Origin of the sequence: Brucella sp., assembly GCF_032066345.1 — a bacterium.
GTDB lineage: Bacteria > Pseudomonadota > Alphaproteobacteria > Rhizobiales > Rhizobiaceae > Brucella > Brucella pseudogrignonensis.
This window is the reverse complement of record NZ_DAMBKZ010000022.1, coordinates 1-21361: the sequence shown is the minus strand read 5'-3', so window position 1 is coordinate 21361 and position 21361 is coordinate 1. Positions and strand designations below refer to the sequence as shown.

The window sequence follows — 21361 nt, the reverse complement described above, 5'->3', positions numbered from 1 at the left end:
GCATTTCCAATGGTTCAGTTTAAACCGTGGATGCTTTAGCATTCTGCGTCAGCTGTTCTCCGCATGACATCTCATATTGTTGATCATTGAACGCCGGTGGCCATGCTGCCGGCGATTGCATGTTTATTTTTCATAAACCTTAAATACATGACTGCAGCAGAACGGGTGTTGACTTTAGAACAAAAATGGAACAAAAAATAAACATACGTGAACAAAGAGGAGTTATTCCAATGACCGATCTCGTCTACGACGTTTTGTCTTTCGTCTCCGTCAGCCTGTTCGTTGCTACCTTTGCTATCTGGGTAAGCGTAATCTGAAAGCGTAATGCGGGTTCTTCTGTGAACCCCGATGATAGTAGCGACCGTCACGCTGGACATCGTTGCGGTATTCCCCGAAACTGCCTAAATGGGCGATAAGAGTCGCCCGTCAGAGTGTGCAAATCCATATAGTGATTGGCACGCGGATGGCGCTGAAGGCATGATGTCGTTGTCATGATATTGCAGTGCGTTTAGCTCTGCAAAGATCGGGGAAATAGTATGAATGATAAAGCAAGCATTTTAGCGGGCGAGGGCAAGTCGTCACCTCGTTTCGTTCATCTGCGAGTTCATTCTGCTTACTCCTTGTTGGAAGGCGCGCTGCCTGTCGGCAAGATCATCAAACAGGCGATTGCCGATCAAGCACCGGCCATCGCGATAACTGACAGCAACAACCTTTTCGGCGCTCTCGAGTTTGCACAAAAGGCGTCAAAGGATGGCTTGCAGCCAATCATAGGCTGCCAGCTGGATGTTGCTTTTGGCGATCACAACGATAACAGCCGTAGTGCAAACCGACGATTGGTTCTCGATCTTGCACCTCTGGTTTTCCTCGCTTCGACTGAGGAAGGTTATGCGAACGTTGTCAGGCTTGTCAGCCGTGCGTTTCTTGATACGCAATCGGGAGACCCAGTGCATGTCGATGCAAGCTGGTTATCTGATCTGTCAGAAGACGTGATTGTTCTTTCAGGCGGCCCTCTGGGGCCAATCGGACGCGCATTTGCTGCTGATCGTCCTGATCGCGCTGAAAGCCGTTTGGCCTTTTTGAAAGAAGCATTCGGTGATCGGCTTTATGTCGAGTTGCAGCGGCAGGCGGGCTATGATCGCGCGCTTGAGGCAAAGACCGTCGAGCTAGCATATGCGATGGAACTGCCGCTTGTCGCGACCAATGAAGCTTTCTTTTTGAAGGCCGAGGATTTTGAAGCGCACGACGCGCTTCTTGCCATCGCTGAAGGTCAAATTCTATCCAATGATGATCGCCGTCGCTTGACACCGGATCATCATTTGAAAAGCCGTTCGGAAATGGCTGCCCTGTTTGCAGACCTGCCCGAAGCGCTCGAAAACACGATTGAAATCGCCGAGCGGTGCAGCTGGTTCACGCAGACACGTCAGCCGATCCTACCGCGTTTCACCGGCGAGTCTGACGATCCTGAAGCAGCCATTCAGGCGGAAGCTGACGAGTTGGCACGTCAGGCGCGTGAAGGCCTGCAGATGCGGTTGAAAACAGCAGGTCTTGCTGAAGGCTATACAGAAGAACAATATGCCGAGCGTCTCGACTACGAGATCGGCATTATTACCCGCATGAAGTTCCCGGGTTACTTCCTGATCGTTGCGGACTTTATCAAATGGGCCAAACAACAGGGTATTCCTGTAGGACCGGGGCGTGGTTCTGGTGCGGGTTCGCTCGTCGCTTATGCTTTGACGATTACGGACGTTGACCCGCTGCGCTTCTCGCTTCTGTTCGAACGCTTCCTCAATCCAGATCGCGTATCGATGCCCGACTTCGATATCGACTTCTGTCAGGATCGCCGCGAAGAAGTTATTCGCTACGTTCAGGAGAAATACGGGCGCGATCAGGTCGCGCAGATCATCACCTTCGGTACTTTGCAGGCGCGTGCTGTGCTACGCGACGTGGGCCGCGTTCTCGAAATGCCATACGGTCAGGTTGATCGTCTCTGTAAGCTTGTACCGCAGAACCCGGCCAATCCGGTGTCTCTGGCACAAGCCATCGAGACTGAGCCAAAGATCAATGAAGAGCGTGAGAAGGAGCCCGTTGTTGGCCGTCTTCTTGATATGGCGCTGAAGCTTGAAGGACTGTATCGCCACGCCTCGACCCACGCCGCCGGTATCGTCATCGGCGATCGTCCGCTTTCTGAACTCGTGCCGATGTATCGCGATCCACGTTCCGATATGCCGGTCACTCAGTTCAATATGAAATGGGTCGAGCAAGCCGGGTTGGTCAAGTTCGACTTTCTGGGTCTGAAAACACTGACGGTTCTCGAAACAGCCGTGAAGCTCGTTGCACGCAAGGGCATCGATATAGACCTGTCGCGTCTGCCGCTCGATGATGAACTCACCTATGAAATGCTGTCGCGCGGCGAAACGGTCGGCGTGTTCCAGGTGGAAAGTGCCGGTATGCGTAAGGCGCTGCTTGGTATGCGTCCCGACCGTATCGAAGATATTATTGCGCTTGTTGCGCTTTATCGCCCTGGTCCGATGGAAAACATCCCGACCTATAATGCGCGCAAGAACGGTGAGGAGGAAATCGCCTCCATTCATCCAAAAATCGACGATCTGATCAAGGAAACGCAAGGCGTTATCGTTTATCAGGAACAGGTGATGCAGATCGCACAGGTGCTTTCCGGCTATTCGCTCGGTGAAGCTGATCTTCTGCGCCGCGCGATGGGTAAAAAAATCCGCGAAGAAATGGACAAGCAGCGTGTCCGTTTTGTTGATGGTGCGATCGAAGGTGGTGTTGATAAGGCTCAGGCGAATATGATTTTCGACCTGTTGGCTAAGTTCGCTGACTACGGCTTCAACAAGTCGCACGCTGCCGCCTATGCGATTGTCTCCTACCAAACCGCCTATATGAAGGCGCATTATCCAGTTGAGTTTCTAGCGGCATCGATGACCTATGATATGTCGAACGCAGACAAGCTCAATGATTTCCGTCGTGATGCAAATCGTTTGGCAATCGATGTTGTGACACCTTCCGTCATGACATCGTTCCGACCTTTCGAGGTGGGCGAGAAGAAGATTTTCTATTCTCTGGCAGCAATCAAGGGCGTGGGCGAAGCTGCCGTTGATCATATCGTCAGTGTGCGGTCCGAAAAGCCGTTTGAAAGCCTTGAGGATTTCTGTGAGCGGATCGATCCGAAAATCGTCAATCGCCGTGTGACGGAAAGCCTGATCAATGCAGGCGCACTTGATTGCTTTGGTCGCGACCGTGCTGCGATGAGCGCAGGCATGGACCGCATTATGGGCTTCGCGCAGCGCACGCAGGAAAATGCGGCCAGCGGCCAGTCCGATATTTTTGGGCTTTCAGGTGCTCCGAAAGAAACACTTATTCTTCCGCAGGCCGCGCCATGGCTCCCTTCGGAAAAGTTGCATCGCGAGTTTCAGGCAGTTGGCTTTTATTTGTCCGCCCATCCGCTCGATGAATATCGTCAGGTCCTTGACCGGATGCGTGTGCAGAGCTGGGCCGATTTCTCGGCGGCGGTGAAGCGTGGTGCAAATGCAGGTCGTCTTGCCGGAACAGTAACCACCAGACAGGAGCGTAAGACGCGCACAGGCAACAAAATGGGCATTGTGCAGCTGTCGGATGCCACCGGCCAGTTTGAAGCCGTACTTTTCTCGGAAGGTCTCGCGCAGTACCGCGACCTGCTTGAAAGCGGCAAATCGGTTGTGATTACAGTCGCTGCGGAAAACCGTCCAGAAGGGATTGGCCTCAGAATTCAGACGGTGCAGTCGCTCGAGGACGAAGCCTGCCGGATGCAGAAGGCACTCCGGCTCTATCTTCGTTCAGCGGAAGCGGTGAAGCACATTGTTCCGCATTTCAACACGCGCGGCGACGGTCAGGTGAGCCTGATTGTCATTAAGGAAGAAGGCCAGCGCGAAGTTGAGATCGAACTTCCGCATCGCTACCGCGTCAGTCCGCAAATTGCGAGCGCGATGAAGGCAATTCCAGGTGTCGTGGAAGTTGAACTGGTCTAATGAAAAAAGCCGGCTGGTAATATCCCGCCGGCTTTTGTTTTAAACGGATGTTTTCAGTTTCAAGGCTTTGCGGACTTCCGGCGCAACCTTGGTCCCAAACAGCTCAATTGATTTCATCGTATATTTGTGCGGCAGATTGCCGAGGGCTGTCTGCAGCAAGAACCGATCATGCTTGAAATAGCTATGCTGGCTCAAGATTTTGTCGACGACCTGTTGCGGGCTTCCGACGAGCAACGATCCTCGTGGTTGGCACATCGCATCAAATTGTTCACGAGTGGTCGGCGGCCAGCCACGCTCACGTCCGAGTTTGCTCATGACATAGGCGTATGAACTGTAAAATTCGTCGCCAGCTTGTTGAGATTTTTCAGCAATATAGCCGTGAGAGTTGATTCCAACTTTGAGCTTTTCTGGTGCGTGTCCGGCTTTAAGACCTGCTTCTCGATAGAAATCGGTCAATTGCGCGAAACGCTCCGGATACCCTCCGATAATCGCGATGGCGAGAGGCAGGCCAAGAAGTGCTGCTCGTCCCACTGAAGCGGGCGTACCGCCCACTGCGAGCCAGATGGGTAAGGAATCCGGTAGCGCGCGCGGATATACACCACGTCCGTCAATTGCTGCGCGCATGGTGCCAGTCCAACTAACCCGCTCATTCTCGCGAATATTAAGCAACAGGTCGAGTTTTTCGGCAAAAAGCGTGTCGTAATCGTCGAGATTATAACCAAAAAGGGGGAAGGACTCGATGAACGAGCCACGACCTGCCATGATTTCAGCACGCCCGGTGGAGATGAGATCAAGCGTTGAAAATTGCTGATAGACCCGCACAGGATCGTCAGACGAAAGAACGGTCACCGCACTGGTCAGCTTAATGTTCTTCGTGCGTGACGCTGCCGCTGCCAGCACGACAGGCGGTGCAGAAATCGCGTAATCAGGGCGATGATGCTCGCCGACGCCGAATACATCGAGGCCGACCTGATCGGCGAGTTCAATCTCTTCTATGAGATTGCTGAGCCGTTGTTGCGGCGAAAGGGGGCGATTGGTTTCGGGATCAGGCCCGATATCGCCGAAAGTATAAATACCGAGTTCCATGGCGTTCCATCGATCTGTTGGCTGTTGCGCTTTAATTAAGGCGCTTCATGCTGCTTGTTAAGAACGCACTGAAAGGTGATCGGGTTACCTTGAGGAAACCGGGCGGTTGCCCGCCCGGCAATCGATTGTCTCAGTATGCAGCGGTGAAACGCTTGCCGATGTGCTTGCCCTGTTCTGCTTCATCGACAATCGCAACGGCCAAGTCTTCGACGGAGATTTTGCTTTCGCCATTGTCATCAAACACAGGCTCGTCAGCACCCAGACGATATTCTCCGGTGCGTTCGCCCGGCAGAAGAATGATCGCAGGCGAAACGAACGTCCAATCGAGGTCTTTTTCATCACGCAATTCGTGCAATGCCTGACGTGCGCCAAGTGCGCCTTCTTTCCACTCGGCCGGAAATTCAGGTGAATCCACCAGCTGATGGCCGTTGATAGCAAGGCTGCCTGCACCGCCGACCGCGATGAGACGCTTAACGCCAGCCTTTTTGGCAGCTTCGTTGATGGAGCGGCTGCCCTTGATATGGTTTTCGCGAATGTTGGCATCGGTCCAGCCGGGGTTGAAGGCTGAAATAACGATGTCGTGGCCTGCAAGTTGTTTGGCGAGCGCGTCAGTGTCGAATACGTCTGTCTTCACTGCTGTAACATTATCGAGTTTCTCAACCTTGTCCGTGTTGCGGACGAGGGCCGTTACGGTATGGCCGCGAGATACGGCTTCCTTGAGGACAGCAGCGCCTACAAAGCCGGTAGCGCCGATCAGTGCAATTTTAGCCATGACATTTTCCTTTTCAGTTAAACCTAGAGAAGTGATATTTAATAATCAGGTTCTTTATGGTAACTAAGTAGTCGAGATGAGAAGCCTTGTGAAGAACGCACTTTTTCATGTTTAAGGTACATGGAAGTAACCGCGTTGCCGGCAAGAGCAGAAATCGCCGATAAAAACAGTAGGCTTTGGCGCGCGCATGACTCCCCCAAATGCAAAACGTCTTTGGGGAAAGAGGTGCCTGGAAGCGATGATTTAAAGCGTGCCGCCTGAACTCGATTAAGCGCGATGCGCTTTAAGGAGTAAGAATGAAAAATACGACCGAGCCAAATGCGAGCTCGCCCTTATTGTCTTCAACACCCGCTTTTCAGGCCGATCCCGAAGGTGAGGGCTCATGCCCTATTCGCGAGGTGCTGGATCGCGTCGGTGATACCTGGAGCATTCTCGTGGTTTTCAATCTGCAAACGGGTTCATTGCGTTTCAACGCTTTACGTCGCGCGATTGAGGGCATTTCCCAGCGAATGCTGACCGTTACCCTGCGATCTCTCGAACGCGATGGATTGGTCGCGCGTCATGTACGTCCAACATCTCCACCGGAAGTGACTTATTCACTTACCGAGCTTGGTCATTCGCTGGCCGTGCCGATTGATGTGTTGGGCCAGTGGGCGGTTAAAAATCGCGAGGAAATGCGTAGCGCCCGTTCACGCTTTGATGCAGCTACGGAAGATTAAGGAACCTGATATCGGCGCGCTCGTTGTTCTCTTGAAAAAGGGAGTAAGGATCATGCCAGCAAAATCACAGGCGCAGCAAAAAGCTGCCGGTGCAGCACTCGCTGCCAAGCGCGGTGAAATCAAAAAGAGTGAGCTGATCAGTGCATCGAAAGAAATGTATGAGTCGATGACCGAGAAGGAACTGGAAGAATTTGCGGAAACCAAACGCAAGGGCTTGCCGGAGCATGTTTCAGACAAGAAGAGCAGCTGACTTTTAATCAGCTGCTCTCCAAGATTACAAAACTATAGCCTATTTTGCGCCTTTTCCGGGCGCAAGCTCAATAGCTTTCAGCTTGCCGCCGGTAATTCCACAGCGCAAAGTGATTGTATCCCACTGCGCACCGCTTCTATTGCGCGCTTCTCCCGGAACAGAAATCACCGCAGAAACCTTGCTTGCGTCTTTCGCGCTGAATTTCGATGATTTGTCATTCGTAGTAGCTGCTGCAATGTCCGCTTTGGTGAAGCCAAGGCGGTCGTATTTCTTGCTTTTCTTCACATAGTCATAGGCGCTTGCAATGCAGTCGGCCACCTGCGGCGATGCCTGCTGATCTTTTGCGAGCGTTTGGTAGTTTCCGGTAAAATCTTTCGAGCGCTTAGGTACCGCATCTGCATGGGCTGCGCCCGCAATTCCAAGTGTAAAAATTGCAGAAAGTATAAGTTGGGTCGATTTCATGGATCGCTTCCTTTGAACAGCTACCGCGCAAAGTGCGGTAAGCAAATCGATAATGACGATGCTATTAGAAACGCAGATTGGATTTTTTTGTGTTTTCCCCGTCACCTAGAGCGCATCCCGAAAAGTGCGAAGCGGTTTTCGGAAAAAGATGCGCGTAGAAACAAATGGATAGAGCATTTCCAATAATTCAATCAAAACAGGAAATGCTCTAGCAGAATATCTTACTGGCAGATTCGAGCAAGGCAGGATTTGCCGTGACAGCCCTGATCCAGATGCATGTTTGTGCGATGCGCAGCATCGCCGTCGGGCCCGATCACAGTCATGAAAAGCTTGCAGCTCGCACCATGCACCGCGCGCCAGAAAGTTTTCTCTTTTTCAGACCCATTCCAGCCGCTTTCGAGCTCCGTCTTCGAGCCATCTGAAAACTTAAATGACATGATATCAAGCGCATTGGCGAAAGCGTGTTCTGACACTCGCCCCGTCGAAGCACCATTGACCTTGCGGCACTGGTAATCCGAACCGGTGCCGATTTCAGTGATCTTGATGCTGTCGCCGTACACTTTCTTCGCGGCGTCACTGACATCTTTCGACCACTCAGCAAGCGTCACAGCCATGGCGCAATTTGTCGTGACTGCGGTGGCGAATTTCAGGGACTCGGTTTTTCCTATAGCTGTGAGCGATAGAGGCGAACGAGCGCTGCATTGCGGGCCGTCTTCAATCGGTGACAACAGTTTGCCCTCTACGTCTCCAGCCATCAGCGCAGGACATGACACTTGATAGACACGTTCGGGCTTTGCAGGGGGTGCTGGTGCGGGGGGTGGTTCAGCGCTTTCTACCGGTTGTTCTGGTTTTTTATCGGGAAGTGGAGCCTTTTCAGTAGGAGGTGTTTGAGTGGGCTCCGATTGTTCAGGCTGCTTTGCTGTTTCCTCTTCGCGGCGAGGTGATGGCGTCGGTAACGGAATAACCACGGGTGCGGGGGTAGCTGATGGGCTAGGCGCAGCAGGCAATGCTTTTGATTGCTTTTGTTTGGCTATACGCTTTTTCTTCGGTCGCTTGTGGGAAGATGTGTGTCTGGCGTTACCGTTTAACATCCTTTCGATAAGGTTCTGCGCGTTAGCGCTCGAAAGACTGCCCCAGTTCTCTTGCGGAAACACCACAATCGCGAAAGTAGCGAAGGCGATAATCATCAGCCTTTGAAGGAAAGCGAAGGAAACGGCCATATTCACCTCTTTTGATATCGGGCGCTAACGAGTAATGTTGAAAGGTGATATGTCGTTCCTTCACGCTTGATGGCAGAACGTTGCAATTGGCCTCGATCAGACCCAGTTCGACGTGCTTCTTCTATAAATGATGCCTTGTGCCATTTAAGATCCGCTTTGAACTAGCCAAATGGCTTAAAATCAGGGCTTCAGCCTTGACAAGATGACACTCCAATGACTAAAAGCCGCCATCGCTGGAGCCTAAACGCTCCGGCGTTTCATTTGACGTGTCCCGTGGATGAGGATCGCAGCTGCGCGCTTCATTCTGTCAGTCCTTGAAACCCAAGGGCAGAGGAGGGCGCGTTTCCTGTCTGCGCCGTAAGGTGCACTAACTTTTTAAAGGAAATGCGATGAGCAAGCGCGAATCCGCTAAGTACAAAATTGATCGCCGCCTTGGCGAAAACATCTGGGGCCGTCCGAAGTCCCCTGTAAACCGTCGTGAATATGGCCCAGGCCAGCACGGTCAGCGCCGTAAGGGCAAGCTGTCCGACTTCGGTGTACAGCTCCGCGCAAAGCAGAAGCTCAAGGGCTTCTACGGCGATATCTCGGAAAAGCAGTTCCGCAAGACCTATGACGAAGCAGCTCGCCGCAAGGGCGATACCGGTGAAAACCTCATCGGCCTGCTCGAATCGCGTCTGGACGCTGTTGTGTACCGCGCAAAGTTCGTTCCAACGATCTTCGCTGCACGCCAGTTCATCAACCACGGTCACGTCAACGTAAACGGTCGCCGCGTCAACATTCAGTCCTACCGCCTGAAGGCTGGTGACGTTGTTGAAGTTCGCGAAAAGTCGAAGCAGCTCGTTGTTGTTCTCGAAGCTGTTGCGCTCGCAGAACGCGATGTTCCTGACTACGTTGAAGTCGATCACAACAAGATGGTTGCGACCTTCGCACGCGTTCCAGTTCTCGGCGACGTTCCATACGCCGTTCAGATGGAACCAAACCTCGTCGTCGAATTCTATTCGCGTTAATTTTGAGCCTCTGGCTCATTTAGCTGAAATAAATGGCCGCCCTCGGTTTTCCCGAGGGCGGCTTTTCTGTATGTAAACATAATCTCTCTTATTCGCAGGAAGCATCATGAACGCTTTTGATCCTAACATCGGGTCAGATATCGCAGACGAAAACGGAGGCGATGGCTGCCACCCACTTTTCCGCGATGTGCCAGCCTCGGTTGAGCTCAACAAGCTGCGTAAACGTCTCCTGCGTCATACGCGCCAGGCTATCGAAGACTTTGCCATGGTAAAGCCTGGTGAGCGTTGGATGGTTTGCCTTTCCGGAGGTAAGGATTCCTACGGTCTGTTGGCGCTTCTGCTCGATCTCAAATGGCGCGGTGTGCTGCCGGTGGAATTGCTGGCGGTCAATCTCGATCAGGGCCAGCCAAATTTTCCGAAGCACATTCTGCCGGATTTCCTGAACAGCTACGGTATTAAACATCGCATCGAGTATCAGGACACCTATTCCATTGTTACTGAAAAGCTGCCTGAAAACAGCACCTATTGCTCCCTTTGCTCGCGTTTGCGCCGCGGCAATCTCTATCGCATAGCGCGAGAAGAAGGCTGCTCGGCGGTTGTTCTCGGCCATCATCGCGAAGACATTCTCGAAACCTTCTTCATGAATCTTTTCCATGGTGGCCGTCTTGCCGCCATGCCGCCGAAGCTTCTCAATGACGAAGGTGATCTCATGGTTTTCCGTCCGCTCGCCTATGCGGCGGAAGAAGATATGGAAAAGTTTGCGACTGCGATGCAGTTTCCGATCATTCCTTGCGATCTCTGCGGCAGCCAGGAAGGCCTGCAGCGCAATGCAATGAAGGCGATGCTGACCGATATAGAAAAGCGTATGCCGGGCCGTAAGGACACGATGATCCGCGCCATGACCAATGTGCGCCCGAGCCATCTTCTCGACCGCAAACTGTTCGATTTCGCAGGCCTGATGGCAAATTCCGATGTGGAGAATGATAGTGCAGTTTGATGAAAAGCAGATTGATTGGCTGGCCGATCTTCTGGCAGACGCAGCCAACGAAGAAATAATGCCTCGCTTTCGCCAGCTGGGGCAGGGCGATATTCGCCAAAAGACCTCTGCTGCCGATCTCGTCACAGAAGCCGATGTGAATGCCGAGCGCTATATCACGGCGCGCCTCAATGAACGCTTTCCCAACGCGCTGATCGTGGGGGAAGAGGCTTGTTCTGATGATGAGGCTTTGCTTGATGGGCTCGGTGATGCGGATCTTGCATTCACGATCGATCCAGTCGATGGCACCTTCAATTTTGCTTCAGGTGTTCCCCTGTTCGGCGTAATGCTGGCGGTTGTTGCCAAAGGCGAGACAGTTGCCGGCATTATCTACGACCCAGTCGGCAAGGACTGGATTCTTGCTTCAAAGGGTAGCGGCGCGCATATTCGCCATGCCAATGGTTCAACGAGCCGCGTGAGTGTGGCTGAGCCTGTTGATATTTCGCAGATGACCGGTGCGGTTTCCTGGCAATATACTGTCGATCCGATCCGTTCGCGCCTTGCACGCAACCAGACGAAGTTTCTCTCCAAGATCGGCTATCGCTGTGCGGCACATGAATATCGTATTATCGCGACAGGCGGCGCGCATTTCGCAGTCTATAACAAGCTGATGCCGTGGGATCATTTGCCCGGTGCGCTTATCCATCAGGAAGCGGGTGGGTATCTCGCACGCTGGGATGAAAGCGACTATCTGCCGTCGCACACCGGTGGTGGGCTGCTGATTGCACCTGACAAGGAAAGCTGGAAAGCCATTCAGGCAGCTCTTTGGGAAGAATAAGAAAAGCCCGCCATTTGGCGGGCTTTTTATTTTCTACTCAGATTGGCTTGTTGTGCGGCTTGAACATCTTGCCGCGCTCAGCAATCAAAACGCAGATGAATGCGATGAAGCCCAGCACACAATAGCCTGCGGCGACCGGTGTTGTCGTTCCATCGAATGCCTGACCGATGACTGCGCCGAGTGCTGCGCCGATGACTGTCTGTGCAAAGCCCAAAACGGAAGATGCCGTACCGGCGACTTCGCCCAGAGGCTCCATAGCCAGCGCATTAAAGTTAGCCGTTACAAGGCTGAACGAGAACATGATGGTCATATAGATCGTCATCAGCATCCAGAATGGCACGGGACCGCTGAACGTCACAGAAAGCACGACCCAAAGCAGGCTGAAGCCGACAAATACCAGCAGCATCGTCTGTGAAATGCGGCGCATACCGTAGCGACCGACAAGGCGGGAGTTGAGGAACGATGCGAGAGCAAGCGTCATGGCGACGGCAGCAAAGGCCAGCGGAAACAGCGATCCAAGCTTGTAGATATCAACAAAGATCTGCTGCGCCGAGTTGATGTAGCCGAACAGCGCTCCAAGAATGAACGAGGTGCCGAGCATGTAGAAGAGCGCTACGCGGTTGGACAGAACGATGCCAAAACCACCGATTACACTCTTGACTGTCAACGGACGACGATGGCTGACGGGCAGCGTTTCGGGCAGGCGCAAATATGCCCATACACCGATTATAACAGCCATAAGCGCCATAGACAGAAAGATCAGATGCCATTCACCGAACAGCATAATCAGCTGACCGGTTGCAGGGGCGACCACCGGCAGGATCATGAAGACCATCATGACGAGCGACATGACTTCAGCCATCTGACGCCCGGCAAACTTATCGCGAACAACTGAAACGGCAATTACACGCGTTGCTGCGGCACCCAGTCCCTGCAATACGCGCAGAACAATAAGTGTTGTGAAATCCGTTGCAACGGCTGCACCAAGTGCTGCGAGTATATAGATCAGCAAGCCGCCAAAGAGAGGCAATCTTCTGCCGAAACGGTCGCTCAGCGGACCATAGAACAGCTGCGATACGCCAAAGCCGAGCAAATAGGCAGTAATGACAAACTGTGCGTGATTTTCTGAAAGAACGCCAAGGCTGGCACCAATTTGCGGCAGACCAGGCAGCATAATATCCACTGCCAACGCATTGATTGCCATGATCGCTGCAATGAGAGCGATGAACTCGCCGCGCCCGCGCATGGAAGTCTTCTGGTCCGGAGAACCATTTTGAATGTCGATTGGCATTTGGGTAGTCCTCGATAAACGGCACACCGGTCAGGGGAGTGCCGGTGTAGTAGTCAGAATTTAGAAAACAGCGGCCCGGCAGCAGATGCTGCCTATGATGGCTATGCATCGGGCAATAGAAAAGGCGCCATGAAACGGCGCCTTTTAGAAAAGGTGAGCTTTAAAAGCCGTATGAGGGGTAATTAATCCTCAAGCGGCCTTGGTTGCAATACCCTTATCGGTAAAAAGTGCCTGTAGTTCGCTGGACTGGAACATTTCGCGGATGATGTCGCAACCGCCAACAAATTCGCCCTTTACGTAGAGCTGAGGAATGGTTGGCCAGTTGGAGTAATCCTTGATGCCCTGACGGATTTCGTCGGAAGCAAGAACGTTCACGCCCTTATAATCGACGCCGATATAGTCGAGAATCTGAACGACCTGACCGGAGAAACCGCACTGTGGGAAACCTGGTGTGCCCTTCATGAACAGCACGACGTCGTTGGTCTTCACTTCATTGTCGATGAAATCGTTGATTCCGGTCATTTTAGTTCCTTTCAGGATGCCGGTTCAAATCCCGGCCCGCGTAGGGAGAGGTTCTACCCCAATATAGTAAGCTGAGCTTTGGTAATCACCCTCTAAAGGTGAAAGCAAGTCAAATTAGCGCGAAATCAGGCTGTTTTGGGGGCAACATCTTGCCGCAGGAAGAAAATCACCGCCCGGATTATCGTTTCCAAGTGCCATTGCGTGTATTTCAACCCTTGGCTAAAGGCTGGAAAGCTCAACCGAGGGCGGTGTTGGATTAGTTTATTCTGGTACGCTGGTCTGGAGGGCAAGGGCGTGAAGCACGCCGCCCATGTTGCCCTTGAGGGCGTCATAGACCATCTGGTGCTGCTGCACGCGTGACTTGCCACGGAAACTTTCCGCAACAACTTCCGCCGCATAATGATCTCCGTCTCCGGCAAGGTCGCGGATCGTAACCTTTGCGCCGGGAATACCTTCGCGTATCAGTTTTTCGATCTCATGAGCGTCCATAGCCATGCAAAATCTCCTGCCTTTTAGGGCTTCTTCTTGTTCGTTTCGAATCGTAACGCATCATCGTGATACGTCAATATTCAACTGTCTAACGTTTAAATTGCCGACAAGCAAACGCCCGGCGCGGTGTTCCCGGCCGGGCGTCAATTGGTAACAGTTCTAACCAATAACGATTAGTTGTCGACTGCAGCTTCTCCACTCATGAAGCCCGGGAACCAGCCTTCAAAAGCATTGTTAAGCTCTGCAATTGCGACATCAACCGTTGCACCGAACTTCAGGCGGTCGCCGCCGACCGTGCCGAGTACACGGAACGGAACGCCAGCACCTTCTGCATTGAGCGCAATGAGTTTCGCCATTTCAGGTGTTGCTGCAACAACATAACGCGACTGATCTTCGCCAAACAGCGCTGCATGTGGCAGGCCGTCGCCCGCATCAAGAACCGCACCCTTGTCGGACTTGATTGCCATTTCAGCAACAGCAACGGCAAGACCACCATCGGAGAGGTCGTGACAGGCTGTCACCTGGCCATTGCGGATCGCCGAACGGACGAACTCGCCGTTACGCTTTTCAAGCGCAAGATCAACCGTTGGAGCAGGGCCATCAGCACGATCAAAAAGATCGCGCAGATAGACTGACTGACCCAAATGGGTGCCGTCGCCGCCCAGCAGAACCAGCGTGTCGCCATCCTGCATTCCGCCGATCTTGGCCATCTGCGACCAGTCAGGAATGAGGCCGACGCCGGCAATGGTCGGAGTTGGCAGGATCGCCTGACCGTTGGTTTCGTTGTAGAGCGATACGTTGCCCGAAACGATTGGGAAATCGAGCGCACGGCAAGCTTCGCCGATACCTTCAATTGCCTTGACCAGCTGGCCCATGATTTCCGGCTTTTCAGGATTGCCGAAGTTGAGGTTGTCGGTCGATGCAAGCGGCTCAGCACCGGTTGCGGTAATGTTGCGCCAGCATTCGGCAACAGCCTGCTTGCCGCCTTCAAACGGATCAGCCTCGCAATAGCGTGGTGTTACGTCTGACGAGAAAGCGAGTGCCTTGGTGGCATGACCTTCAACGCGGATCACACCAGCATCGCCACCCGGGAGCTGCAGCGAGTTGCCCTGAATGAGTGTGTCATACTGTTCGTAAACCCAGCGGCGCGATGAACCATCCGGCGAGCCGATAAGCTTGAGCAGCGCATCCGAATAGTCTTCAACCTGCGGCACATTGCTGGCAGGCAGCGGTGCGTGCTTACCCGGTTCCATCCATGGACGATCATATTCAGGAGCTTCGTCACCGAGTTCCTTGATCGGCAGATTGGCAACTTCTTCGCCTTGATGGATGACGCGGAAGCGCAGATCATCAGTGGTCTTGCCGACGATTGCGAAATCAAGACCCCACTTACGGAAGATCGCCTGTGCTTCTTCTTCCATTTCTGGCTTGAGAACCATGAGCATACGCTCCTGGCTTTCCGACAGCATCATTTCGTAAGCTGTCATGTTTACTTCGCGAACCGGAACATGGTCGAGAATGAGCTCGATACCGAGATCGCCCTTCGCACCCATTTCAACGGCAGAACAGGTGAGACCTGCAGCACCCATATCCTGAATGGCGATAACCGCACCCGAAGCCATCAGCTCAAGGCAGGCTTCCAGAAGGCACTTTTCGGTGAATGGATCGCCAACCTGAACGGTTGGACGCTTTTCTTCGATCGATTCGTCAAATTCAGCCGATGCCATCGTTGCACCGCCAACGCCATCGCGGCCCGTCTTGGCACCGAGATAGACAACCGGGAGGCCAACGCCCTTGGCTTCCGACAGGAAGATGCCGTCATGCTTGGCAAGGCCAGCTGCGAATGCATTGACGAGGATATTGCCGTTATAGCGCTTGTCGAAGTTCACTTCGCCACCAACGGTCGGAACGCCGAAAGCATTGCCATAACCGCCAACGCCGGAAACAACACCGGAAACAAGGTGGCGGGTCTTTGGATGGTCGGGCTCACCGAAACGCAGGGCATTCATGGCTGCAATTGGACGAGCACCCATCGTGAAAACGTCGCGTAGAATACCGCCAACGCCTGTCGCCGCGCCCTGATAAGGCTCGATATACGACGGGTGGTTATGGCTTTCCATCTTGAAGACGACGCAGTCGCCATCGCCAATGTCAACAACGCCAGCGTTTTCACCCGGACCCTGGATAACGCGTGGGCCGGTTGTCGGGAGAGTACGCAGCCACTTCTTCGACGACTTGTAGGAACAATGTTCATTCCACATGGCCGAGAAAATGCCGAGCTCCGTGAAGCTTGGTTCGCGTCCGATCAGGTCGAGAATACGCTGATATTCATCCGGCTTGAGGCCGTGAGCAGAGATAAGTTCCGGCGTGATGTCGCGCTTATTGGAAATAGTCATGGAGATGAGGGACCCCGTCGCAGGCTGCGGTACCCGGAAACTTCTGCCGAAGGGCGGACACCTAAGGTTTCAAGGGGCCTCTTTAACCTAACTCTGTTGGAAGCGCGACAGGAAAATGCCGATTTCCCGGCTCAAATGCTGCCTTCATAGCCTACTTGTTCATTTTCCAGCAATTGCCGCAAAGTTCCGAAGCCATTTTCGATCAGATTACGATCCGTCGGTGAGGAAAAAGCAATGCGAACCCGGTGGTAAGTTCGATCGATGCGCCCGGCTTTGAACTCGTCTTCATCGTCGATCAGTAGTCCGTTTTCATAGGCGGCTGCTTTGAATGTACTGGCAAGCCATGGTTCCGGCAGTTTCAGCCAGAGGATTGGAACATGCGGTGAAGAAACAAAGTCGTAACCGGCGAAGACCTTGCGGGCCAATTGCTCGCGCCATTCGATTTCAGCCGAGCACTTGTCCAGCAGGGTATTCGCCTGACCTGAAAGCACCATCTGTGCGGTAGTTTCAGCGAGCAGAAACGAAACGCCGCCCGTCATCAGCTTGTGGGTCACGCGTAAACGTTGCGCGCAATGCGGCGGGCAGGCCACCCAGCCGCAGCGCAAGCCAGCCGTTACGGCCTTTGAAAGACTGCCGAGAAGAAATGTGCGTTCCGGTGCAATATCGGCAATCTTCGGGATATTTGACCGGGTCATAACCCCGTATGTGTCATCTTCAATGAGCCAGACATTGTGCCGTGCCGCGATATTGGCAATCGCCACTCGGCGCTCGTAGGGCATGGTCGCAAGCGTTGGATTGTGGATGCTTGGCATGAGAAACGCCATTGTCGGGTGCTGCTGGTTGCAGACCCGCTCGAATTCTTCCGGGATCATGCCATATTCATCGCTCGCGGCAATCGCGACGCGGCGTCCGGCAATTTTCACGGACCGGCTCACTTGTGTGTAAGTGAGATCTTCAAAAACAATCCTGTCGCCGGGCGAGGTGAAAGCCGTAATCGCCGCAATTGCACCAGCATGTGCGCCGTTGGTGATAACAATATTGCTCGCATCGGCAGGAGCGTTTTCCTGATTGAGCCATTGGCGTCCGGCTTCAAGCCAGTGTTGCGGGAAATGTCGCGTGTAGTTGACAACCTCATGCGGGAAATTGCGAATGACAGACGCAATCAGCGGCTCAAGTATCGTATTTTGTCCGACGTCAGGAGCTGCCGTCGTATCGAAGCGCCCCTTGTCGAGTGGTGCGTCCTGAATACGTGTGCCAGCAATGCCATCGCTCGAATAGGCAGGCGGCGCATTCTTGCCGTCGGCCCTGCCAAGCACATAAGTTCCGCGACCAACTTCGCCGGTTACAAGTCCGCGCTCATGCGCGAGAGCATAGGCGCGCCCGATTGTACCGATTGTCACCTTCAGATCATAAGCCAGATTGCGTTGCGGCGGTAGCTTCTGTCCCGCAGGCAAAGTTCCAAGGGCGATCGCTTCTTCAATTGCGTCAGCAAGTTGAAGATAGAGTGGGCCGGATTTTCCGGTGAGGTCGGGAAGCCAATTTGTCATGGTCACAATATAAGCATTGTACCGATATTTGAGTCAATTGTATTTACGTTTCACGCATCAGATTGATGCATAATATCGGCTAAGCCCAGTTTAAAAGGCTCTTTGCTATGACATATACGTCAGTTAAGCACGATGAAATAGATACAATTGATACAATCCAGACAAGGGAAAGCGATTTTTGTTACGCTTCTCGTTCTGTCTGGCAGCGTTTCATTGAATGGTGCTCTCTGCGTCTCATGCTGCGCCGCAGCCGCATTGAATTGATTGATCTGACGGACGAGCAGCTTCGCGATATAGGTATTACGCGGAACGAGGCAGATGTGGAATCGCGCAAGGTCCGTTTCCACATCCGTTAAATTTGAACGTCAGCAGCCTTTTTGGCCCGATGCCCAACGATTAATGTCAGCACTGATACGACTGTTATGACCCTGCTGCATCATCGGGCCAAAGGCTTCAATGCGTGCTGGATTGCCTTCTGCCTGCACAACCAGGAGCGGGCGTCCTGCCAGATTTCGAGCAGGAACCACCAACATACGTGGACGCCCTGAAAAAGAATTAAGTTCCGGCGCAAATGCATAGCCGCGAAAATCCTTATCATTGGATTTGAACCAACAGCTATTCGCTCCCACAGCGATCCGCTCCATGGTTGCCAAGGCTGCTTTGCTAACACTTGTGGGAGTAGGAGGCGTCGGTTTCGGCGTGCAGGCTGCAAAGAGTGCCAGAGCAGGCAGTGCAACGAGCGCAATGGTCTTGTTCTTCAAGGAAGGCTCCATAAGAACGTTTTCGGCAAGACCAACAAAAGAGTGGCTTGCCGATAAACGCATAGAAACAATGTGTTAAAGCGCATTTTCAGAAATGCGCTTTCTATTGGACGGGATAATTCAGGCAAGCTGCGGCATGAAAGCCTTTAACCCGTCACTCATCTCATTCCATATGAGTTCGAACGCAGGGTCCTGCTTTGCTTTCACCGCATATGTGTCGAATTTTGGGTAAGCAGCCAGCAAATCGTCTTTCCCCGAAAGCTTCTTGAGCGGCTCCATGAGGAAGCGTACTGGCAGCAGCCATGCATCAGCAAGTGTCGGAGCATCGTTGAGTGCAAAATCGTGATCGGTGAGACGTGATTCAACCACGCTCAAGCCTTTGTGGAGCTTGGTAAACAGCCGCTCGATAGTGGCCTCGTCCCTTTCAGGCTTGCTCTGAAGAATGAAGAGTTTCATCGCAGGGCCGAGAACTTCCAGCTCCGTCACACGCGCCAGAAGGCGGATCAGAGCGCGCTCGCGCGGGCTGCCGGGCAGAACGGGAGTATCCGGAAAATGGTCTTCCAGATATTCCGCAATGACGGCTGCTTCAAACAATGTCTCGCCAGAGCCGGTAATCAGCACCGGGACACGCTTTAAAGGTGTCACATGAATGAAGTCTTCGGGAAATGGATAGGGGAGGTTAATAGGTTTGAACGGCAGTTCCTTGAGATAAAGAACACCGCGCACAAAAGCGGAATAGGGGGAGAGTGGGCGTGAATATAACTGCATCGATATCGTTCCCCGATTCGGTTTACTCAGGAAGTATCTATCGATCAAGCTGCCACGATTTCGTGCGTGACGCTAGAGCGCATTCCGAAAAGTGGGATCGGTTTTCGAAACCAGATGCGCGTAGAAACAAAAATATAGAGTGGTTTCATAGCTTCGATATCAACTGAGACCACTCCAGAGTGTCGTGTGCCTTATTGGATCAGAAAGATCGCTCTAAATCTCTGTTTTTACGGGATAATTTTATCCTAGATCGAGTCGATTTTAAGGAACTATGCTCTAGGTCCTGAAAGGACTGTTCTCTTTTGCGGCCTCAATTGTGCATCTGGGTTGGGCAACAAAAAATGGCCTCCGTTATGCAACGAAGGCCATTTAATCTGCTTGGTCGAGCTTTAAAGTTTTAAGCTGCAATACCCAATGCGCCTGCAAAAAGTGCACGGCCGTCATCGCCGCCATGTGCACCTTCAATCAAGTTTTCAGGATGTGGCATCATGCCGAGAACATTGCCGCGCGCATTGACGATGCCCGCAATGTCATTGACCGAACCGTTCGGATTGGTGCCGTCTGCATAACGGAACACAACTTGCCCTTCGCCTTCGACGCGCTTCAGGGTTTCAGCATCAGCAAAATAGTTGCCGTCATGATGGGCAACCGGGCAACGGATGATCTGGCCTGGCTGATAACCGCGCGTGAACGAGGTATTCGCATTGCTGACTTCAAGCTTCACTTCGCGGCAGACGAACTTCAGCGACGTGTTGCGCATCAGCGCACCTGGCAGCATTCCTGCTTCGACGAGAATCTGGAAGCCGTTGCAGACGCCAATAACCATGACACCCTTGTCGGCCTTCTCGCGAATGGCCTGCATTACCGGCATACGCGCTGCAATTGCACCGCAACGCAGGTAATCGCCATAAGAGAAACCGCCGGGAATCAGGATCAGATCGACATCATCGGGGATGCTCGTGTCTGTCTGCCATACGGTGATTGGTGCCTGACCGGAAATCTTGGTGATGGCCGCAATCATGTCGCGGTCACGGTTGAGGCCCGGAAGAAGAACGACTGCTGCTTTCATGGCGTTTTACGTCTCTTTGAATTTGAGTGCCCTTCAAACCCGCTGTGAAGCGGTGTGAAGGCGCGCAAAAAACTATACTTAAGCCGCAGCGCGTCAGGCGATGACGATTGCGTAATCTTCAATAACCGTGTTGGCGAGCAGCTTCTCGCACATGGCCTTGATTTCGGCTTCAGCTTTCGCCTTGTCCGAGCCTTCGAGTTCGAGATCGAAGACCTTGCCCTGACGGGCGGAATTGATGCCTTCGAAGCCCAGGCTGCCGAGCGCGCCGACAATAGCTTTGCCCTGCGGGTCGAGAACGCCGTTTTTCAGTGTAACGGTGACGCGTGCCTTGATCACTCTGTAGTTCCTGCTGATTTAATTTAACAACAATGAAAACAGCCCGGAACGCGAGTTACCGGGCTGTGCGGATCTTTACTTCACAAGCGTAGGGCCGGAAGGACGGGGCGTGTCGTTCTCGTTCATGATGCCGAGACGGCGCGCTACTTCCTGATAGGCCTCAACCAGCCCGCCCATATCGCGGCGGAAACGGTCCTTATCGAGCTTGTCATTTGTGTTGACATCCCAAAGGCGCGCCGAGTCTGGCGAAATTTCGTCGGCAACGACGATGCGCATCATGTCGCCTTCAAACAGACGTCCGCATTCCATCTTGAAATCAACAAGCTGGATGCCGATGCCCAGGAACAGACCGGTGAGGAAGTCGTTGACGCGGATGGCGAGAGCCATGATGTCGTCGATTTCCTGCGGGCTGGCCCAGCCGAAAGCGGTGATGTGTTCTTCGGTGACCATTGGGTCATCGAGGGCGTCTGCCTTGTAATAGAACTCGATGATCGAGCGGGGCAGAACCGTGCCTTCTTCGAGGCCCAGACGCTTGGACATCGAGCCTGCGGCGACGTTGCGAACAACGACTTCAAGCGGGATGATCTCAACTTCCTTGATCAGCTGCTCACGCATGTTGAGGCGGCGGATGAAGTGGGTTGGAATACCAATGCGGTTCAGCTGGGTGAAAATGTGCTCGGAGATGCGGTTGTTCAACACGCCTTTTCCGTCAACAACTTCATGCTTCTTCGCGTTGAACGCGGTTGCGTCATCTTTGAAGAACTGGACAAGAGTACCGGGTTCAGGGCCTTCATAAAGAATCTTGGCCTTGCCCTCGTAAATACGGC

Annotated in this window: 22 protein-coding genes; 7 read left to right on the top strand and 15 right to left on the bottom strand. The window is 53.1% G+C overall.

Features of this window, described 5'->3' with window-relative positions; all coding sequences use genetic code 11:
• Nucleotides 1-83: 83 nt before the first annotated feature.
• Nucleotides 84-377: a hypothetical protein gene (locus tag RT142_RS20465; protein WP_094543767.1), complete on the bottom strand. Its 294-nt coding sequence runs from the start codon at nt 375-377 to the stop codon at nt 84-86.
• A 159-nt stretch (nt 378-536) separates the two neighbouring features.
• On the opposite strand from RT142_RS20465, the gene dnaE reads away from it, so the two are divergent.
• On the top strand, nt 537-4025 hold the full coding sequence (gene dnaE / locus RT142_RS20460) for a DNA polymerase III subunit alpha (protein ID WP_313031126.1): 3489 nt from the start codon (nt 537-539) through the stop codon (nt 4023-4025).
• Nucleotides 4026-4064: 39 nt separating this feature from the next.
• Here dnaE and RT142_RS20455 read toward each other — a convergent pair whose 3' ends face one another.
• Nucleotides 4065-5111: an LLM class flavin-dependent oxidoreductase gene (locus RT142_RS20455; protein WP_313031124.1), complete on the bottom strand. Its 1047-nt coding sequence runs from the start codon at nt 5109-5111 to the stop codon at nt 4065-4067.
• Between the two features lie 130 nt (nt 5112-5241).
• Entirely contained in the window at nt 5242-5883 is a 642-nt protein-coding gene (locus RT142_RS20450) for an NAD(P)-dependent oxidoreductase (RefSeq protein ID WP_313031121.1), read from the bottom strand.
• Between the two features lie 296 nt (nt 5884-6179).
• On the opposite strand from RT142_RS20450, the gene RT142_RS20445 reads away from it, so the two are divergent.
• A complete protein-coding gene (locus RT142_RS20445; protein ID WP_007874578.1) occupies nt 6180-6602 on the top strand; it encodes a winged helix-turn-helix transcriptional regulator in 423 nt (140 codons plus the stop codon).
• Between the two features lie 52 nt (nt 6603-6654).
• A complete protein-coding gene (locus RT142_RS20440) occupies nt 6655-6852 on the top strand; it encodes a DUF3008 family protein (RefSeq protein WP_313031118.1) in 198 nt (65 codons plus the stop codon).
• 39 nt (nt 6853-6891) lie between these two features.
• Here the strand turns inward: RT142_RS20440 and bspC are convergent, their stop codons facing one another.
• Both bspC and RT142_RS20430 read right to left on the bottom strand, forming a co-directional pair.
• Nucleotides 6892-7314: a type IV secretion system effector BspC gene (gene bspC, locus RT142_RS20435; RefSeq protein ID WP_064320483.1), complete on the bottom strand. Its 423-nt coding sequence runs from the start codon at nt 7312-7314 to the stop codon at nt 6892-6894.
• A 221-nt stretch (nt 7315-7535) separates the two neighbouring features.
• The gene (locus RT142_RS20430) at nt 7536-8534 is read right to left on the bottom strand and encodes an extensin family protein (RefSeq protein ID WP_313031115.1); all 999 of its coding nucleotides are present in this window, start codon (nt 8532-8534) and stop codon (nt 7536-7538) included.
• A gap of 389 nt (nt 8535-8923) precedes the next feature.
• On the opposite strand from RT142_RS20430, the gene rpsD reads away from it, so the two are divergent.
• The 3 genes from rpsD to RT142_RS20415 all read left to right on the top strand — a co-directional run bounded on the left by rpsD (nt 8924) and on the right by RT142_RS20415 (nt 11355).
• Nucleotides 8924-9541: a 30S ribosomal protein S4 gene (gene rpsD, locus RT142_RS20425; protein WP_007874584.1), complete on the top strand. Its 618-nt coding sequence runs from the start codon at nt 8924-8926 to the stop codon at nt 9539-9541.
• A gap of 106 nt (nt 9542-9647) precedes the next feature.
• Nucleotides 9648-10538 (top strand): tRNA 2-thiocytidine(32) synthetase TtcA, encoded by an 891-nt coding sequence (ttcA, locus tag RT142_RS20420; protein ID WP_313031110.1) that lies wholly within the window; start codon nt 9648-9650, stop codon nt 10536-10538.
• Nucleotides 10522-11355, top strand: a complete 834-nt coding sequence (locus RT142_RS20415; protein ID WP_210326208.1) for an inositol monophosphatase family protein — start codon at nt 10522-10524, stop codon at nt 11353-11355. Before ttcA ends, RT142_RS20415 begins: the two co-directional genes overlap by 17 nt.
• Before the next feature lie 37 nt (nt 11356-11392).
• Here the strand turns inward: RT142_RS20415 and RT142_RS20410 are convergent, their stop codons facing one another.
• The 5 genes from RT142_RS20410 to RT142_RS20390 form a co-directional block, all read right to left on the bottom strand.
• Nucleotides 11393-12646 carry a multidrug effflux MFS transporter gene (locus RT142_RS20410; protein ID WP_007874590.1) on the bottom strand — a complete coding sequence of 418 codons (1254 nt, stop codon included), beginning with the start codon at nt 12644-12646 and terminating at the stop codon, nt 11393-11395.
• A 189-nt stretch (nt 12647-12835) separates the two neighbouring features.
• The gene (grxD, locus tag RT142_RS20405) at nt 12836-13168 is read right to left on the bottom strand and encodes a Grx4 family monothiol glutaredoxin (protein WP_007874592.1); all 333 of its coding nucleotides are present in this window, start codon (nt 13166-13168) and stop codon (nt 12836-12838) included.
• Between the two features lie 261 nt (nt 13169-13429).
• Nucleotides 13430-13663 carry a BolA/IbaG family iron-sulfur metabolism protein gene (locus RT142_RS20400; RefSeq protein WP_007874594.1) on the bottom strand — a complete coding sequence of 78 codons (234 nt, stop codon included), beginning with the start codon at nt 13661-13663 and terminating at the stop codon, nt 13430-13432.
• A 167-nt stretch (nt 13664-13830) separates the two neighbouring features.
• Complete coding sequence (gene purL / locus RT142_RS20395; RefSeq protein WP_313031106.1) at nt 13831-16053, bottom strand: phosphoribosylformylglycinamidine synthase subunit PurL; 2223 nt, start codon at nt 16051-16053, stop codon at nt 13831-13833.
• 131 nt (nt 16054-16184) lie between these two features.
• Nucleotides 16185-17600, bottom strand: coding sequence for a PLP-dependent aminotransferase family protein (locus RT142_RS20390; RefSeq protein ID WP_313031186.1), 1416 nt, complete (start codon nt 17598-17600; stop codon nt 16185-16187).
• Nucleotides 17601-17707: 107 nt separating this feature from the next.
• On the opposite strand from RT142_RS20390, the gene RT142_RS20385 reads away from it, so the two are divergent.
• A complete protein-coding gene (locus RT142_RS20385) occupies nt 17708-17956 on the top strand; it encodes a DUF1127 domain-containing protein (protein WP_007874613.1) in 249 nt (82 codons plus the stop codon).
• Nucleotides 17957-17965: 9 nt separating this feature from the next.
• Here the strand turns inward: RT142_RS20385 and RT142_RS20380 are convergent, their stop codons facing one another.
• From RT142_RS20380 to purC, 5 genes are all read right to left on the bottom strand, one after another.
• On the bottom strand, nt 17966-18361 hold the full coding sequence (locus RT142_RS20380) for a hypothetical protein (protein ID WP_194778822.1): 396 nt from the start codon (nt 18359-18361) through the stop codon (nt 17966-17968).
• A 120-nt stretch (nt 18362-18481) separates the two neighbouring features.
• A complete protein-coding gene (locus RT142_RS20375; protein WP_007874617.1) occupies nt 18482-19129 on the bottom strand; it encodes a glutathione S-transferase family protein in 648 nt (215 codons plus the stop codon).
• Nucleotides 19130-19526: 397 nt separating this feature from the next.
• Complete coding sequence (purQ, locus tag RT142_RS20370; protein ID WP_064320489.1) at nt 19527-20198, bottom strand: phosphoribosylformylglycinamidine synthase subunit PurQ; 672 nt, start codon at nt 20196-20198, stop codon at nt 19527-19529.
• 93 nt (nt 20199-20291) lie between these two features.
• A complete protein-coding gene (gene purS / locus RT142_RS20365) occupies nt 20292-20534 on the bottom strand; it encodes a phosphoribosylformylglycinamidine synthase subunit PurS (RefSeq protein ID WP_079211779.1) in 243 nt (80 codons plus the stop codon).
• Between the two features lie 75 nt (nt 20535-20609).
• A partial coding sequence (purC, locus tag RT142_RS20360) for a phosphoribosylaminoimidazolesuccinocarboxamide synthase (protein ID WP_313031100.1) occupies nt 20610-21361 on the bottom strand: 752 nt, incomplete at its 5' end.

Bases quoted from the DNA above. Each gene is read 5' to 3' on its own strand.
- RT142_RS20440 (WP_313031118.1), top strand. From the start codon at position 6,655: ATGCCAGCAAAATCACAGGCGCAGCAAAAAGCTGCCGGTGCAGCACTC.
- RT142_RS20385 (WP_007874613.1), top strand. From the start codon at position 17,708: ATGACATATACGTCAGTTAAGCACGATGAAATAGATACAATTGATACA.
- RT142_RS20375 (WP_007874617.1), bottom strand. From the start codon at position 19,129: ATGCAGTTATATTCACGCCCACTCTCCCCCTATTCCGCTTTTGTGCGC.
- dnaE (WP_313031126.1), top strand. From the start codon at position 537: ATGAATGATAAAGCAAGCATTTTAGCGGGCGAGGGCAAGTCGTCACCT.
- RT142_RS20400 (WP_007874594.1), bottom strand. From the start codon at position 13,663: ATGGCTATGGACGCTCATGAGATCGAAAAACTGATACGCGAAGGTATT.
- RT142_RS20455 (WP_313031124.1), bottom strand. From the start codon at position 5,111: ATGGAACTCGGTATTTATACTTTCGGCGATATCGGGCCTGATCCCGAA.
- RT142_RS20390 (WP_313031186.1), bottom strand. From the start codon at position 17,600: ATGACAAATTGGCTTCCCGACCTCACCGGAAAATCCGGCCCACTCTAT.
- ttcA (WP_313031110.1), top strand. From the start codon at position 9,648: ATGAACGCTTTTGATCCTAACATCGGGTCAGATATCGCAGACGAAAAC.
- RT142_RS20450 (WP_313031121.1), bottom strand. From the start codon at position 5,883: ATGGCTAAAATTGCACTGATCGGCGCTACCGGCTTTGTAGGCGCTGCT.
- RT142_RS20465 (WP_094543767.1), bottom strand. From the start codon at position 377: ATGTCCAGCGTGACGGTCGCTACTATCATCGGGGTTCACAGAAGAACC.
- bspC (WP_064320483.1), bottom strand. From the start codon at position 7,314: ATGAAATCGACCCAACTTATACTTTCTGCAATTTTTACACTTGGAATT.
- grxD (WP_007874592.1), bottom strand. From the start codon at position 13,168: ATGACCGGAATCAACGATTTCATCGACAATGAAGTGAAGACCAACGAC.
- RT142_RS20415 (WP_210326208.1), top strand. From the start codon at position 10,522: ATGATAGTGCAGTTTGATGAAAAGCAGATTGATTGGCTGGCCGATCTT.
- RT142_RS20445 (WP_007874578.1), top strand. From the start codon at position 6,180: ATGAAAAATACGACCGAGCCAAATGCGAGCTCGCCCTTATTGTCTTCA.
- purL (WP_313031106.1), bottom strand. From the start codon at position 16,053: ATGACTATTTCCAATAAGCGCGACATCACGCCGGAACTTATCTCTGCT.
- RT142_RS20430 (WP_313031115.1), bottom strand. From the start codon at position 8,534: ATGGCCGTTTCCTTCGCTTTCCTTCAAAGGCTGATGATTATCGCCTTC.
- rpsD (WP_007874584.1), top strand. From the start codon at position 8,924: ATGAGCAAGCGCGAATCCGCTAAGTACAAAATTGATCGCCGCCTTGGC.
- RT142_RS20410 (WP_007874590.1), bottom strand. From the start codon at position 12,646: ATGCCAATCGACATTCAAAATGGTTCTCCGGACCAGAAGACTTCCATG.
- purQ (WP_064320489.1), bottom strand. From the start codon at position 20,198: ATGAAAGCAGCAGTCGTTCTTCTTCCGGGCCTCAACCGTGACCGCGAC.